The organism is Streptomyces coeruleoprunus, from assembly GCF_039542925.1.
GTDB classification, from domain to species: domain Bacteria; phylum Actinomycetota; class Actinomycetes; order Streptomycetales; family Streptomycetaceae; genus Streptomyces; species Streptomyces coeruleoprunus.
Map to the genome: position 1 here is coordinate 6,363,057 of NZ_BAABIT010000001.1, position 14,493 is coordinate 6,377,549.

Sequence of the window (14,493 nt, forward strand, 5' to 3'; positions counted from 1 at the left end):
ACGTAGGTGGTGGGGTGATGGGTGGCTGGTCGTTGCTTGAGAACTGCACAGTGGACGCGAGCATCTGTGGCCAAGTTTTTAAGGGCGCACGGTGGATGCCTTGGCACCAGGAACCGATGAAGGACGTGGGAGGCCGCGATAGGCCCCGGGGAGCTGTCAACCGAGCTTTGATCCGGGGGTGTCCGAATGGGGAAACCCGGCAGTCGTCATGGGCTGTCACCCGCTGCTGAACACATAGGCAGTGTGGAGGGAACGAGGGGAAGTGAAACATCTCAGTACCCTCAGGAAGAGAAAACAACCGTGATTCCGGGAGTAGTGGCGAGCGAAACTGGATGAGGCCAAACCGTATGCGTGTGATACCCGGCAGGGGTTGCGCATGCGGGGTTGTGGGATCTCTCTTTCACGGTCTGCCGGCCGTGAGACGAGTCAGAAACCGTTGATGTAGGCGAAGGACATGCGAAAGGTCCGGCGTAGAGGGTAAGACCCCCGTAGCTGAAACGTCAGCGGCTCGTTTGAGAGACACCCAAGTAGCACGGGGCCCGAGAAATCCCGTGTGAATCTGGCGGGACCACCCGCTAAGCCTAAATATTCCCTGGTGACCGATAGCGGATAGTACCGTGAGGGAATGGTGAAAAGTACCGCGGGAGCGGAGTGAAATAGTACCTGAAACCGTGTGCCTACAAGCCGTGGGAGCGTCGGACATCAGCTTGCTGGTGTCTCGTGACTGCGTGCCTTTTGAAGAATGAGCCTGCGAGTTTGCGGTGTGTTGCGAGGTTAACCCGTGTGGGGAAGCCGTAGCGAAAGCGAGTCCGAATAGGGCGATTCAGTAGCGCGCTCAAGACCCGAAGCGGAGTGATCTAGCCATGGGCAGGTTGAAGCGGAGGTAAGACTTCGTGGAGGACCGAACCCACCAGGGTTGAAAACCTGGGGGATGACCTGTGGTTAGGGGTGAAAGGCCAATCAAACTCCGTGATAGCTGGTTCTCCCCGAAATGCATTTAGGTGCAGCGTCGTGTGTTTCTTGCCGGAGGTAGAGCACTGGATAGGCGATGGGCCCTACCGGGTTACTGACCTTAGCCAAACTCCGAATGCCGGTAAGTGAGAGCGCGGCAGTGAGACTGTGGGGGATAAGCTCCATGGTCGAGAGGGAAACAGCCCAGAGCATCGACTAAGGCCCCTAAGCGTACGCTAAGTGGGAAAGGATGTGGAGTCGCAGAGACAACCAGGAGGTTGGCTTAGAAGCAGCCACCCTTGAAAGAGTGCGTAATAGCTCACTGGTCAAGTGATTCCGCGCCGACAATGTAGCGGGGCTCAAGCGTACCGCCGAAGTCGTGTCATTGCAGCATGAGGGCCAACGCCCGCTGTGATGGGTAGGGGAGCGTCGTGTGCCGGGTGAAGCAGCCGTGGAAGCGAGTTGTGGACGGTTCACGAGTGAGAATGCAGGCATGAGTAGCGATACACACGTGAGAAACGTGTGCGCCGATTGACTAAGGGTTCCTGGGTCAAGCTGATCTGCCCAGGGTAAGTCGGGACCTAAGGCGAGGCCGACAGGCGTAGTCGATGGACAACCGGTTGATATTCCGGTACCCGCTTTGAAGCGCCAGCGCTGAACCCAGCGATGCTAAGCCCGTGAAACCGCCGTGTGCGTCTTCGGACAATCACGGAGTGGTGGAGCCGGTGACCCAGACTGGTAGTAGGTGAGCGATGGGGTGACGCAGGAAGGTAGTCCAGCCCGGGCGGTGGTTGTCCCGGGGTAAGGGTGTAGCCCGAGAGATAGGCAAATCCGTCTCTCATGAGGGTGAGACCTGATGCCGAGCCGATTGTGGCGAAGTGGATGATCCTATGCTGTCGAGAAAAGCCTCTAGCGAGTTTCATGGCGGCCCGTACCCTAAACCGACTCAGGTGGTCAGGTAGAGAATACCGAGGCGTTCGGGTGAACTATGGTTAAGGAACTCGGCAAAATGCCCCCGTAACTTCGGGAGAAGGGGGGCCACGTCTGGTGATGGAGTTTTCCTCCGGAGCTGGGTGTGGCCGCAGAGACCAGCGAGAAGCGACTGTTTACTAAAAACACAGGTCCGTGCGAAGCCGTAAGGCGATGTATACGGACTGACGCCTGCCCGGTGCTGGAACGTTAAGGGGACCGGTTAGCTGACTTTCGGGTCGGCGAAGCTGAGAACTTAAGCGCCAGTAAACGGCGGTGGTAACTATAACCATCCTAAGGTAGCGAAATTCCTTGTCGGGTAAGTTCCGACCTGCACGAATGGCGTAACGACTTCTCGACTGTCTCAACCATAGGCCCGGTGAAATTGCACTACGAGTAAAGATGCTCGTTTCGCGCAGCAGGACGGAAAGACCCCGGGACCTTTACTACAGTTTGATATTGGTGTTCGGTTCGGCTTGTGTAGGATAGGTGGGAGACTGTGAAGCTTGGACGCCAGTTCAGGTGGAGTCGTCGTTGAAATACCACTCTGGTCGTGCTGGATGTCTAACCTGGGTCCGTGATCCGGATCAGGGACAGTGTCTGATGGGTAGTTTAACTGGGGCGGTTGCCTCCTAAAGGGTAACGGAGGCGCCCAAAGGTTCCCTCAGCCTGGTTGGCAATCAGGTGTTGAGTGTAAGTGCACAAGGGAGCTTGACTGTGAGACCGACGGGTCGAGCAGGGACGAAAGTCGGGACTAGTGATCCGGCGGTGGCTTGTGGAAGCGCCGTCGCTCAACGGATAAAAGGTACCCCGGGGATAACAGGCTGATCTTCCCCAAGAGTCCATATCGACGGGATGGTTTGGCACCTCGATGTCGGCTCGTCGCATCCTGGGGCTGGAGTCGGTCCCAAGGGTTGGGCTGTTCGCCCATTAAAGCGGTACGCGAGCTGGGTTTAGAACGTCGTGAGACAGTTCGGTCCCTATCCGCTGTGCGCGTAGGAATATTGAGAAGGGCTGTCCCTAGTACGAGAGGACCGGGACGGACGAACCTCTGGTGTGCCAGTTGTTCTGCCAAGGGCATGGCTGGTTGGCTACGTTCGGGAGGGATAACCGCTGAAAGCATCTAAGCGGGAAGCCTGCTTCGAGATGAGTATTCCCACCTCCTTGAGAGGGTAAGGCTCCCAGTAGACGACTGGGTTGATAGGCCGGATATGGAAGCCCAGTAATGGGTGGAGTTGACCGGTACTAATAGGCCGAGGGCTTGTCCTCAGTTGCTCGCGTCCACTGTGTTAGTTCTGAAGTAACGAACTCCCTTGCCGGTTGAGTTGTTATCTTCATAGTGTTTCGGTGGTCATAGCGTTAGGGAAACGCCCGGTTACATTCCGAACCCGGAAGCTAAGCCTTTCAGCGCCGATGGTACTGCAGGGGGGACCCTGTGGGAGAGTAGGACGCCGCCGAACAAATTTTGGGGAGAGCCCCGCACCATTCCGGTGCGGGGCTTTTCCGCGTTCCCGGCCGTACCAGGCACCCCTCTGTACGGGCCGGGCACCGCTGACGGTAAGGTCAGGGGGCAGCATTGGCACTTTCCCGCAGGAGGCACCCGGGTGGAGGTACAGGAGACTCGCGTTCAGACGGACCGGGTCCTCACCATCCCCAACATCCTGAGCATGGCCCGGCTCGTCGGTGTTCCGCTCTTCCTGTGGCTGATCCTCCGCCCCGAGTTCGGCGGGCCCAAGAGCGACGGCTGGGCATTGCTCGTCCTGGCGCTCAGCGGTGTCAGTGACTATCTCGACGGCAAGCTGGCCCGGCGCTGGAATCAGATCAGCAGCCTGGGCCGCATCCTCGACCCCGCCGCCGACCGCCTCTACATCCTTTCCACGCTCGTCGGACTGACCTGGCGGGACATCCTGCCGCTCTGGCTGACCCTCGCTCTCCTCGCCCGCGAGCTGATGCTTCTGGTGATGGTGGGAATCCTCCGGCGCCATGGATATCCGCCGCCGCAGGTGAACTTCCTGGGCAAGGCCGCGACGTTCAACTTGATGTATGCGTTCCCCTTGCTACTGCTCAGTGACGGCAAGACGTGGCTTGCGTCACTCGCTGAAGTTTTCGGGTGGGCGTTCGCCGGATGGGGTACAACTCTCTATTGGTGGGCAGGGATCCTCTACGTGGTCCAGGTCCGCCGACTTGTCAAGGCGGATGCCGCGGCCGATTGACCCTGTTCGTCCCGGCGCCGAGCGGTGATTCGCCGGCGCCGGTCCGACATCGGAAGGCCTGAGTCCGGACGGGTGAAGTCGGCTAGACCGTCGTCTCTGCAAGGAGGACGCTTCCGACATGAAGGCCGTCGTGATGGCCGGAGGCGAAGGAACCCGACTTCGCCCCATGACCTCGAGCATGCCCAAGCCACTCCTGCCGGTCGCCAACCGGCCGATCATGGAACATGTGCTGCGCCTGCTCAAACGGCATGGGCTCACCGAGACCGTCGTAACCGTGCAGTTTCTCGCCTCGCTCGTCAAAAACTACTTCGGGGACGGCGAAGAGCTCGGAATGGAGCTCACCTACGCCAATGAGGAAAAGCCACTCGGCACCGCCGGCAGCGTCAAGAACGCGGAAGAGGCGCTGAAGGACGACGCCTTCCTCGTCATCTCCGGCGACGCCCTCACCGATTTCGACCTGAGCGACCTCATCGCGTTCCACAAGGAGAAAGGCGCACTCGTCACCGTCTGTCTGACGCGCGTGCCGAACCCGCTGGAATTCGGCATCACCATCGTGGACGACGAGGGCAGAGTCGAGCGCTTCCTGGAGAAGCCCACCTGGGGGCAGGTCTTCTCGGACACCGTCAACACGGGCATCTACGTGATGGAGCCCGAGGTCTTCGACTACGTCGAACCCGACGTCCCGGTCGACTGGTCCGGGGACGTCTTCCCGCAGCTCATGAAGGAAGGCAAGCCGATCTACGGCTATGTCGCCGAGGGCTACTGGGAGGACGTCGGCACCCATGAGAGCTACGTCAAGGCCCAGGCCGACGTGCTCGAAGGCAAGGTCGACGTCGAACTCGACGGCTTCGAGATCTCGCCCGGCGTGTGGGTGGCCGAAGGGGCCGAGGTCCATCCGGACGCCGTCCTGCGCGGGCCGCTCTACATCGGCGACTACGCCAAGGTGGAGGCGGACGTCGAGATCCGCGAGCACACCGTCGTGGGCTCCAACGTGGTCGTGAAGAGTGGCGCCTTCCTGCACAAGGCGGTAGTTCACGACAACGTGTACATCGGTCCGCACAGCAACCTTCGCGGGTGTGTGATCGGCAAGAACACCGACATCATGCGGGCGGCCCGGATCGAGGACGGTGCCGTCATCGGGGACGAGTGCCTCGTCGGTGAGGAATCGATCGTCCAGGGCAACGTGCGGGTCTACCCGTTCAAGACCATCGAGGCCGGCGCCTTCGTCAACACGTCGGTCATCTGGGAGTCCCGCGGGCAGGCGCACCTCTTCGGCGCTCGCGGAGTCTCCGGAATCCTCAACGTCGAGATCACCCCGGAGCTGGCCGTGCGCCTCGCGGGGGCGTACGCGACGACGCTGAAGAAGGGTGCGACCGTCACGACGGCCCGGGACCACTCGCGTGGCGCCCGGGCACTCAAGCGGGCGGTGATCTCCGCGCTCCAGGCCAGCGCCATCGACGTACGGGACCTGGAGAACGTGCCCCTGCCCGTCGCGCGGCAGCAGACCGCACGCGGCAGCGCCGGCGGCATCATGATCCGGACGACACCGGGCGTGCCGGACTCCGTGGACATCATGTTCTTCGACGAGCGGGGCGCGGACCTCTCCCAGGCCGGCCAGCGCAAGCTCGACCGGGTGTACGCGCGCCAGGAGTACCGTCGTGCCTTCCCGGGCGAGATCGGAGACCTGAGCTTCCCGGCGAGCGTCTTCGACTCGTACACGGGATCCCTGCTGCGGAACGTCGACACGACGGGGATCTCCGAGGCGGGGCTGAAGGTCGTCGTCGACGCGTCCAACGGCAGCGCCGGACTCGTGCTGCCCAGCCTCCTCGGACGGCTCGGGGTCGACTCGCTGACGATCAATCCCGGCCTCGACGAGTCGCGGCCCACGGAGTCCGCCGAATCCCGGCGGGCGGGGCTGGTACGGCTCGGGGAGATAGTGGCCTCGGCGAGAGCCGCGTTCGGGGTGCGCTTCGACACCGTCGGTGAGCGGCTGTCGCTCGTCGACGAGCGCGGCCGGATCATCGAGGACGACCGCGCGCTGCTGGTGATGCTCGACCTGGTCGCGGCCGAGCGGCGCAGCGGGCGGGTCGCGCTGCCGGTCACCACCACGCGGATCGCGGAGCAGGTCGCGGCGTACCACGGCACACAGGTCGACTGGACGACCACGTCCCCGGACGATCTCACCCGGGTCGGGCGTGAGGAGTCCACCATCTTCGGTGGGGACGGCCGCGGCGGATTCATCGTCCCGGAGTTCAGCAGCGTCTTCGACGGGACGGCGGCGTTCGTGCGGCTGATCGGCCTGGTGGCGCGTACGCAGCTCACCCTGAGCCAGATCGACGCGCGCATCCCGCGGGCGCATGTGCTCAAGCGGGACCTGGCGACGCCGTGGGCCGTCAAGGGCCTGGTCATGCGGCGGGTCGTGGAGGCGGCCGGGGACCGGCGCGTGGACACGACCGACGGTGTACGGGTGGTCGAGGCCGACGGGCGGTGGGTGCTGGTGCTGCCGGACCCGGCCGAGGCCGTCACCCATCTGTGGGCCGAGGGACCGGACGACGCGTCCGCGCAGGCGCTGCTCGACGAGTGGGCCGCCGTGGTGGACAGCGCCGGGCGGTGAGCTGAGACGGGAGTGCCGGGCGGTGCGGGGAGGCGCCGCCCGGCGCACCGGTGGGGCCATTCGGCGGTAGCCCCTCCGACATGCGACGATGTGCGGCATGTCGCAGCAGCCCCCCGTTCGGAGCACCGGCTCCCCTCCTCCGCGCCCCGACGCGTCCATGTCGCTGCTGAACAATGTGATCGACCACGCCCTCGACGACGGCTACGCGGAGGCCTCGGCCCGCCGGGCCGCCGAGGGCGGCGGGCTGCCGCGTACGTTGCGCGCCAAGCTGGGCCTCGCCGCCGGCCTCGTCCTGGCCGCCATCGTGGTCACGCTGGGTGCCGCGCAGACGCAGGTCTCGGCGCCGGTGGTGGCGAAGGAGCGCGAGGAGCTGATCGACCGCATCCAGGCGGAGACGTCGGCCGCCGACGGCCTGGAGAAGAAGATCGAGGAGCTGCGCGGCGAGGTGGGGCGGCGGCAGCGGGAGGCGCTGGAGCAGCACGGCGGCGACAGCAGCGGCCTGGTGTCGTTGCTGTCCGGTGCCACCGAGGTCGAGGGGCCGGGCGTGAAGCTCGTCGTCGACGACGCCGAGGACACCGAGGAAGGCGGCGGCGGCCCCCGCGAGAGCACCGGCTTCTCCGACACCGGCCGGGTGCGCGACCGTGACATGCAGCGGATCGTCAACGGGCTGTGGCAGTCCGGTGCGGAGGCCATCGCCATCAACGGGCAGCGGCTGACGGCCCTGTCCGCGATCCGTGCGGCGGGCGACGCCATACTGGTCGACAACAAGCCGCTGGTGCCGCCGTACACGGTGCTGGCGGTGGGGGACGGGAAGAGGCTGAGCACCACGTTCCAGGACAGCGCGGACGGCCGCTATCTGCACGCGCTGAAGGAGAACTTCGGTATCCGCAGCAGCATTTCGGACCAGGAGCAGGTGCGTCTGCCCGCGGCGGCGAGCCTGATCGTACGTACAGCACAGCCGAGGACCGCCGGCACGGGCGCCGGTCAGGGCACGGCAGACACAGGGAAGGGCACATCGTGATCGCCGTACTGGGCCTCGTCGTGGGAGTCGTGGTCGGGCTGTTGATCCGGCCGGAGGTTCCGGCGGTGGTCGAGCCCTATCTGCCGATCGCCGTCGTCGCCGCCCTCGACGCGGTGTTCGGAGGCCTGCGCGCCATGCTCGACGGGATCTTCGTCGACAAGGTCTTCGTCGTCTCCTTCCTGTCGAACGTCGTCGTGGCCGCGCTCATCGTGTTCCTCGGAGACAAGCTGGGCGTGGGGGCGCAGCTGTCCACGGGTGTGGTGGTCGTCCTCGGCATCCGGATCTTCTCCAACGCGGCCGCCATCCGGCGGCATGTCTTCCGGGCGTGAGGCCGATGAGCGACGCACACCCCCCGCACGACCAGCCCGAGGCGCAGCGCCCGGCGCCGGAGCCCCAGCAGACGACCGGGCGGCAGCGGCTGATCGCCGGCCTGTGGCCACCGCGGGTGTCGCGCGCCCAACTCGTCGTGGCGCTGCTGCTGTTCGGTCTTGGCCTGGGCCTGGCCATCCAGGTGCGCTCGACCAGCGACGAGGGTGCCCTGCGCGGCGCCCGCCAGGAGGACCTGGTGCGGATCCTCGACGAGCTGGACGACCGGTCGCAGCGTCTTGAGGACGAGCGGACGCGTCTCGAGGCCCAGCGCAGGGAGCTGGAGAACAGCTCGAACCAGGCCGAGGAGGCCCGTAAGCAGACCCAGGAGCGGGAGCGGCAGCTCGGCATCCTGGCCGGAACGGTGGCCGCCGAGGGACCCGGCATCACGCTGGCCATCGACGACCCGGTGAGCGCGGTCGAGCCGGACAAGCTGCTCGACACGATCCAGGAGCTGCGCGCGGCCGGCGCCGAGGCGATCCAGGTCAACGGCGTACGGGTGGTGGCCGACACGTACTTCTCCGGCGAGGCCGGGGCCATCGAGGTCGACGGGCAGAAGGTCGGCGCGCCGTACCTGTTCAAGGTCATCGGCAAGCCGCAGGACCTGGAGCCCGCGCTGAACATCCCGGGCGGCATCGTGCAGACCCTGGAGAAGGAGCAGGCCACGGCCACGGTGACCCGCTCCGAGAAGATCGTCGTGGATGCCTTGCGACCGGCGAAGCGGCCTGACTACGCTCGGTCGTCATCGCAGTGAGGCCGGGGCGCATGGGGATCGCGGGGCCGGGGAATGCCCGGGGGATCAGGCTGGACAGGGAAGGCGACGCAGTGGGGGCAGTTCCCGTGACCGAAGAGCTACGGAGGCGCAGGAGGCCGGCGACGGTGCCGGCCGGAGCGCCGCGGCGCGCCGTGAGGCGGGCAGGATCCGGAAAACGCCTCCCCGGCCGAGAGGTTGCGGGGGGTCGGCGTATCACGAGCGTGGTGCGTGGTGGAAACTGTCCGGAGGTCACGGACGTTGTGAAGGTGTCCGGGTCGGCAGGTGTGTTCATTCAGGGTTCGTCCTGCCCCACGGGCGGGTCTGTTTCGTTCAAGGGGAATCGCCCGTGAAGTTGTTTGGGAAGTTGTTCGGCAAGAGCGCACGCGAGGACGGCGGCAACGCCAAGCACCGTGCGCCGCGGCAGGGGCAGAGCGAGGAGGAGCAGGGCGCCGAGCGTCCGCTCTTCCGGGACGAGGTCGCTGGTCCGGGTGGTGACATTCCGGGCGGACAGGGCGCGTCTTCTGTTGACCCTGCCGGTTCCGGCCGCATAGGTTCCGATCCGTACGCGACCAGCGCCCACGCGGGTCAGCCGCGGCAGGAGGATGCGTCCATGCCGGTGTGTACGCGGTGCGGCCACCGCAATGCCGAGGCGAGTCGGTTCTGCTCCAACTGCGGCGCGCCGCTGCGCGGCGGCGCTCCCGCCGAGCGCGCTTCGGAGACGACCTCGACGATCTCGATCTCGGGTCTCGAGGCGTACGACTCGGAGACGACGGGGCAGACGCAGCTGCCCTCGCTGTCGCCGGAGGCCCAGGCGGCCGTCGACGCGCTGCCGCTCGGCTCGGCGCTTCTCGTGGTGCGGCGCGGCCCGAACTCGGGCAGCCGGTTCCTGCTCGACAGCGATCTGACGACGGCCGGCCGTCACCCGCAGAGCGACATCTTCCTGGACGACGTGACCGTGTCGCGTCGCCACGTGGAGTTCCGCAGGGCGCAGGATGGCAGCTTCACCGTCGCGGACGTGGGCAGCCTCAACGGCACCTACGTCAACCGTGAGCCGATCGACTCGGTCCAGCTGACCAGTGGGGACGAGGTGCAGATCGGCAAGTACCGGCTGGTCTTCTACGCGAGCCAGCGGGGCGTCTGACCCTCCCCCGGGCCCTGTCCGGGGGAACACCAGGGAAGGTCCATGCTGCGAACACCGACGGGCGGTGCCGGTCACGGCACCGCCGACGCGGGCGACCGGCTGGTGAGCATCGGTACGGTGCTCAACCAGCTGCGCGAAGAGTTCCCCGAGGTCACGATCTCCAAGATCAGGTTCCTGGAGGCGGAGGGGCTCGTCGAGCCGCAGAGGACGGCTTCCGGGTACCGGAAGTTCAGCCCGCAGGACGTGGAGCGGCTGGCGCTGATCCTGCGGATGCAGCGGGATCACTATCTGCCCCTCAAGGTCATCCGGGAGCACCTGGAGGCGCTGGAGCGGGGCGAGCAGATCCAGCTGCCCGCCCAGAGCGCCGGCCCCCAGGGCGAGGCCGCGGCAGCGGCCACCCCGTGGGAGCCGGAGCCCGACCGGCCCACGGCGGCCCGCATCGGGCGGGCCGAGCTGCTCGCCGCCGCCGAGGTCGGCGAGGAGGAGCTGGCCGAGTGGGAGTCGTACGGGCTGATCGTCCCGGCGGCGGACGGCGGGTACGACGCGGAGACGGTGACCGTGGCGAAGCTGGTCGCCGACCTGGGCAGGTTCGGCCTGGAGCCGAGGCACCTGCGGGCCGTGAAGGCCGCCGCGGACCGGGAGGCCGGGCTGGTCGAGCAGATCGTGGCGCCGCTGCGCCGGCACCGCAATCCGCAGACCAGGGCACATGCCGAGGCGACCACGAAGGAGCTGGCCGCGCTGTCCGTGCGGCTGCACGCCGCGCTGGTGCAGACGGCGCTGGGAGTCAGGTTCCACTGATCTTGGGCCGGCTCGACTACCCAAACCGGTCCGGCACGGCCTAGGGTTGCTGTGTGAACGAGCTCGATGTTGTCGGTGTCCGGGTGGAAATGCCGTCCAACCAGCCGATCGTGCTCCTGCGGGAAGTGGGAGGCGACCGGTACCTCCCCATCTGGATCGGTCCGGGGGAGGCGACGGCGATCGCTTTCGCCCAGCAGGGCATGGCTCCTGTTAGGCCGCTCACCCATGACCTCTTCAAGGACGTGCTGGAGGCCGTCGGCCAGGAGCTGACCGAGGTCCGCATCACGGACCTGCGCGAAGGGGTCTTCTACGCGGAGCTGGTGTTCGCCAGCGGTGTCGAAGTGAGCGCGAGGCCCTCCGACGCCATAGCGCTGGCCTTGCGTACCGGGACGCCCATCTACGGCAGCGACGGCGTGCTGGACGACGCCGGTATCGCGATCCCGGACGAGCAGGAGGACGAAGTGGAGAAGTTCCGCGAGTTCCTCGACCAGATCTCTCCGGAGGACTTCGGTACGAGCAACCAGTGACGACACCGCTGTCGCGGCCGTCGTCCGGTCGCGCGGGGGCGTTTTCAGCGCGAACGGCGCATTCGAGTAGCGTTTCCCGGAACGGGGACACGCGAAACCACTCTCAGGGTGATTATCACTCGGCGTGGCGAGTGTGGCGATCGTTGACGCACCCCTGGTGACTGCCTACCGTCGATGTGGCAGGTCAAGGACGGAGGGTCGGCGTGATGAGCAGCGGCGACGGTACGGCAGGGGGTCTCCCCGGATTGAGTCCGGGAGAGAGCGGGCCGTATCCGCTTCACGGAGGTGCGGCCGACTCGACGACCGACGTCATCGGATACCGGGGCCCCACCGCGTGCGCGGCCGCCGGTATCACGTACCGGCAGCTCGACTACTGGGCCCGTACGGGGCTGGTCGAGCCGAGCGTGCGGCCCGCCTACGGGTCGGGCACCCAGCGTCTCTACAGTTTTCGCGACGTCGTCGTCCTGAAGATCGTCAAGCGGTTCCTCGACACCGGTGTCGCGCTGCAGAACATCAGGGCCGCGGTGCAGCACCTGCGGAGCCGGGGGCTGCGGGATCTGGAGCGCATGACGCTCATGAGCGACGGCGCCACGGTGTACGAGTGTTCGTCGCCGGACGAGGTCGTGGATCTCCTCCAGGGCGGCCAGGGCATCTTCGGGATCGCCGTGGGTGTGGTGTGGCGGGATGTCGAGGCGGCGCTGTCGCAGCTGCACGGCGAGCGCGTCGACACCGGTGAGACGCTGGTCGGCCACAACCCCGCGGACGAACTGGCGCGTCGCCGACGCGACAAGGCCGTCTGACCCGGCCGCCTCCCGCACCCCGCGCGTGTCGCACGTCTGTGCGGTCGATTGTCAGTGGTGTGAGGCAGCATCGGTGATGTGAGAACCGCGCCGACGATCCTGCATCTGGACATGGATGCGTTCTACGCCGCTGTGGAGCAGGCGGCGAAGCCCAGTCTGCGCGGAAAGGCCGTCGTCGTGGGCGGGCTGGGGCCGCGCGGGGTGGTGGCCACCGCGTCGTACGAGGCGCGTCGGTTCGGTGTGCACTCGGCGATGCCCATGGCGCAGGCCCGGCGGCTGGCGCCGAACGCCGCGTACCTGGTGCCGCGCTTCACGGTGTACCGGATGGTGAGCGAGCAGGTCATGGAGCTGCTGGGCCGGCTGTCGCCGCTGGTGGAGCCGCTGAGCCTGGACGAGGCGTTCGTCGACCTGGAGGCCGGGGGGACCGCCGACGATGCGGCGAGCGCCCGGGCGGCCGGCGAGCAGTTGCGCCGGGACATCCGCGCCGCCACCGGACTGTCGGGGTCCGTGGGGCTCGCCGGCTCCAAGATGCTCGCCAAGATCGCGTCCGAGCAGGCCAAGCCCGACGGGCTCATGCTGATCGAGCCGGGCACCGAGCGCGCCCTGCTGGCCCCCATGGGTGTGCGCACCCTGCCGGGCATCGGGCCGGCCACGGAGGATCACCTGCGGCGGGCCGGTATGACGACGGTCGCGGACCTGGCCGAGGCGGGCGAGGACGAGCTGGTGCGGCTGCTGGGCAAGGCGCACGGGGCGTCCCTGTACGCGATGGCCCTGGGGCACGACGACCGGCCCGTGGTGGCGGAGCGGGACGCCAAGTCGGTGTCCGTGGAGGACACCTTCGACGTCGACCTGCACGACCGGGTGCGGGTGCGGTGGGAGGTCGAGCGGCTGGCCGACCGGTGCGTGACGCGGCTGCGGGCCGCGGGGCGCTCCGGGCGCACGGTGGTGCTGAAGGTCCGGCGGTACGACTTCTCGACGCTCACCCGGTCCGAGACCCTGCGCGGCCCGACGGACGACCCCGCGGTCGTACGCGAGGCGGCGGCGCGGCTCCTGGACGCCGTGGACACCACGGGTGGGGTGCGGCTGCTGGGCGTGGGCGTGACCGGGCTGGCCGACTTCACGCAGGAGGACCTCTTCGCGCAGGCGGCGGAGGCCGCACGGACGACGGGGGAGGAGGACGGGGTGTCCCCATCGGCTGCCGAGGCCGAGGCCGAGGCCGTGGACGGGGCTGTGGCGGGGGTGGCCCCGGCCGGGGCCACGGTGGGGCGTGCCGAGCGGGCGGACGCGGCCGGTGGCGAGATACAGGAGGCCCGTGTCCGTGAGCCGGGCACGGAATCCGGCGCCGGCTTCCGGGAGGACAGCGGCCTGGGCGTGGGGACAGTCGTCGCAGGGCCCGCCGGGCCGCGCGGGGGCGGGCGGACCTGGGCGGCCGGGCAGGACGTGCGGCACGTGGAGTACGGGGCCGGGTGGGTGCAGGGCAGCGGCCTCGGACGCGTCACCGTACGGTTCGAGGAGCCCGGGTCGGCGCCGGGGCGGGTGCGGACGTTCTGGACGGACGACCCCGGGCTGCAGCCCTCGGACCCGCTGCCCCTGGTGCCGGGCGGGGCCGCGCGGGATCAGTCGTCGGAGTCGGCCAGCCGGCCGAAGTCCCGGTCGGGGGATCCCTCCGGCGGCGCGGGCAGGTCCAGACCGTAGTGGTGGTAGAGCTGCAGCTCCTGCTCGGGGGAGAGGTGGCGGCCCACCCCGAAGTCCGGTGCGTCCTTGATCAGTGAGCGCTCGAAGGGCACGTGCAGGCCCTCGCCGACGACCTCGCTCGGCTCCAGGGGGACGAAGGCGTCGCGGCCGAAGAGGCCCGTCCGTACGGCGGCCCACTCCGGAGCACCGGTGGCGTCGTCGAGGTACACCTCGTCCACCGTGCCGATTTTGTGGCCGTCACGGTCGAACGCCTTGCGCCCGATCAGGCTGCGCGGGTCGATGTCGCTCTGCACGGGTTCCTCCAGTCGGTCACAACTGGTGCGTACACACCACGAAAGGGCACATCCGTGACGTCGGCCACTCGAGGGATCGGCGCGGAACGTCGCTGGTAGGCTGGCAATGGCCGCTGACCCTGTGCGGGAGAGTCCTCCGAAGAAAGCTTTCGGGGGCGCCGAAGGAGCAAATCCTCCCCGGAATCTCTCAGGCCCCTGTACCGCACGGACGAGGTCACTCTGGAAAGCAGGGCGGGCGTCGGACGGCATCCGCCCTCACCGACGGTGAAAGCCGCACCCGCTCCCGGGCGTGTACGGCGAAGCTCTCAGGTTGAGATGACAGAGGGGGAGGCCGTCCGGGCACCCGCGCCG

The 14,493-nt window shown here is 67.3% G+C and carries 11 protein-coding genes, 2 rRNA genes and 1 riboswitch; of the genes, 12 read left to right on the forward strand and 1 reads right to left on the reverse strand.

Translation table 11 applies throughout. The annotated features are described in order from the left end of the window. The first annotated feature begins 68 nt into the window (after nucleotides 1-68). The 12 genes from ABEB09_RS28540 to ABEB09_RS28595 all read left to right on the forward strand — a co-directional run bounded on the left by ABEB09_RS28540 (nucleotide 69) and on the right by ABEB09_RS28595 (nucleotide 13,849). Nucleotides 69-3,189: ribosomal RNA gene (locus ABEB09_RS28540) — 23S ribosomal RNA — on the forward strand. 74 nt (nucleotides 3,190-3,263) lie between these two features. Continuing rightward, nucleotides 3,264-3,380 (forward strand): 5S ribosomal RNA (rrf, locus tag ABEB09_RS28545). A gap of 144 nt (nucleotides 3,381-3,524) precedes the next feature. Then, entirely contained in the window at nucleotides 3,525-4,133 is a 609-nt protein-coding gene (gene clsA / locus ABEB09_RS28550) for a cardiolipin synthase ClsA (RefSeq protein WP_345692780.1), read from the forward strand. A 118-nt stretch (nucleotides 4,134-4,251) separates the two neighbouring features. Further along, nucleotides 4,252-6,747 (forward strand): sugar phosphate nucleotidyltransferase, encoded by a 2,496-nt coding sequence (locus ABEB09_RS28555; protein ID WP_345692781.1) that lies wholly within the window; start codon nucleotides 4,252-4,254, stop codon nucleotides 6,745-6,747. Between the two features lie 97 nt (nucleotides 6,748-6,844). Beyond that, nucleotides 6,845-7,768, forward strand: coding sequence for a DUF881 domain-containing protein (locus ABEB09_RS28560; RefSeq protein WP_345692782.1), 924 nt, complete (start codon nucleotides 6,845-6,847; stop codon nucleotides 7,766-7,768). After that, the gene (locus ABEB09_RS28565; protein WP_010469069.1) at nucleotides 7,765-8,097 is read left to right on the forward strand and encodes a small basic family protein; all 333 of its coding nucleotides are present in this window, start codon (nucleotides 7,765-7,767) and stop codon (nucleotides 8,095-8,097) included. The genes ABEB09_RS28560 and ABEB09_RS28565 overlap by 4 nt, the downstream gene beginning before the upstream one ends. Before the next feature lie 5 nt (nucleotides 8,098-8,102). Beyond that, nucleotides 8,103-8,888, forward strand: coding sequence for a DUF881 domain-containing protein (locus ABEB09_RS28570; protein ID WP_345692783.1), 786 nt, complete (start codon nucleotides 8,103-8,105; stop codon nucleotides 8,886-8,888). A 238-nt stretch (nucleotides 8,889-9,126) separates the two neighbouring features. Further along, nucleotides 9,127-10,029, forward strand: coding sequence for an FHA domain-containing protein (locus ABEB09_RS28575; protein ID WP_345694118.1), 903 nt, complete (start codon nucleotides 9,127-9,129; stop codon nucleotides 10,027-10,029). Nucleotides 10,030-10,071: 42 nt separating this feature from the next. Continuing rightward, nucleotides 10,072-10,827, forward strand: coding sequence for a transcriptional regulator FtsR (gene ftsR / locus ABEB09_RS28580; RefSeq protein WP_345692784.1), 756 nt, complete (start codon nucleotides 10,072-10,074; stop codon nucleotides 10,825-10,827). Nucleotides 10,828-10,880: 53 nt separating this feature from the next. Beyond that, on the forward strand, nucleotides 10,881-11,354 hold the full coding sequence (locus tag ABEB09_RS28585; RefSeq protein WP_345692785.1) for a bifunctional nuclease family protein: 474 nt from the start codon (nucleotides 10,881-10,883) through the stop codon (nucleotides 11,352-11,354). 206 nt (nucleotides 11,355-11,560) lie between these two features. Beyond that, complete coding sequence (locus ABEB09_RS28590) at nucleotides 11,561-12,154, forward strand: MerR family transcriptional regulator (protein WP_345692786.1); 594 nt, start codon at nucleotides 11,561-11,563, stop codon at nucleotides 12,152-12,154. A 78-nt stretch (nucleotides 12,155-12,232) separates the two neighbouring features. Beyond that, entirely contained in the window at nucleotides 12,233-13,849 is a 1,617-nt protein-coding gene (locus tag ABEB09_RS28595) for a DNA polymerase IV (RefSeq protein ID WP_345692787.1), read from the forward strand. Here ABEB09_RS28595 and ABEB09_RS28600 read toward each other — a convergent pair. Continuing rightward, nucleotides 13,771-14,142 (reverse strand): PRC-barrel domain-containing protein, encoded by a 372-nt coding sequence (locus ABEB09_RS28600; protein ID WP_345692788.1) that lies wholly within the window; start codon nucleotides 14,140-14,142, stop codon nucleotides 13,771-13,773. The genes ABEB09_RS28595 and ABEB09_RS28600 overlap by 79 nt on opposite strands. A gap of 114 nt (nucleotides 14,143-14,256) precedes the next feature. Beyond that, nucleotides 14,257-14,355: riboswitch (glycine riboswitch) on the forward strand. Nucleotides 14,356-14,493 lie beyond the last annotated feature (138 nt).

Bases quoted from the DNA above. Each gene is read 5' to 3' on its own strand.
- ABEB09_RS28590 (WP_345692786.1), top strand. From the start codon at position 11,561: ATGAGCAGCGGCGACGGTACGGCAGGGGGTCTCCCCGGATTGAGTCCG.
- ABEB09_RS28570 (WP_345692783.1), top strand. From the start codon at position 8,103: ATGAGCGACGCACACCCCCCGCACGACCAGCCCGAGGCGCAGCGCCCG.
- ABEB09_RS28560 (WP_345692782.1), top strand. From the start codon at position 6,845: ATGTCGCAGCAGCCCCCCGTTCGGAGCACCGGCTCCCCTCCTCCGCGC.
- ABEB09_RS28555 (WP_345692781.1), top strand. From the start codon at position 4,252: ATGAAGGCCGTCGTGATGGCCGGAGGCGAAGGAACCCGACTTCGCCCC.
- ftsR (WP_345692784.1), top strand. From the start codon at position 10,072: ATGCTGCGAACACCGACGGGCGGTGCCGGTCACGGCACCGCCGACGCG.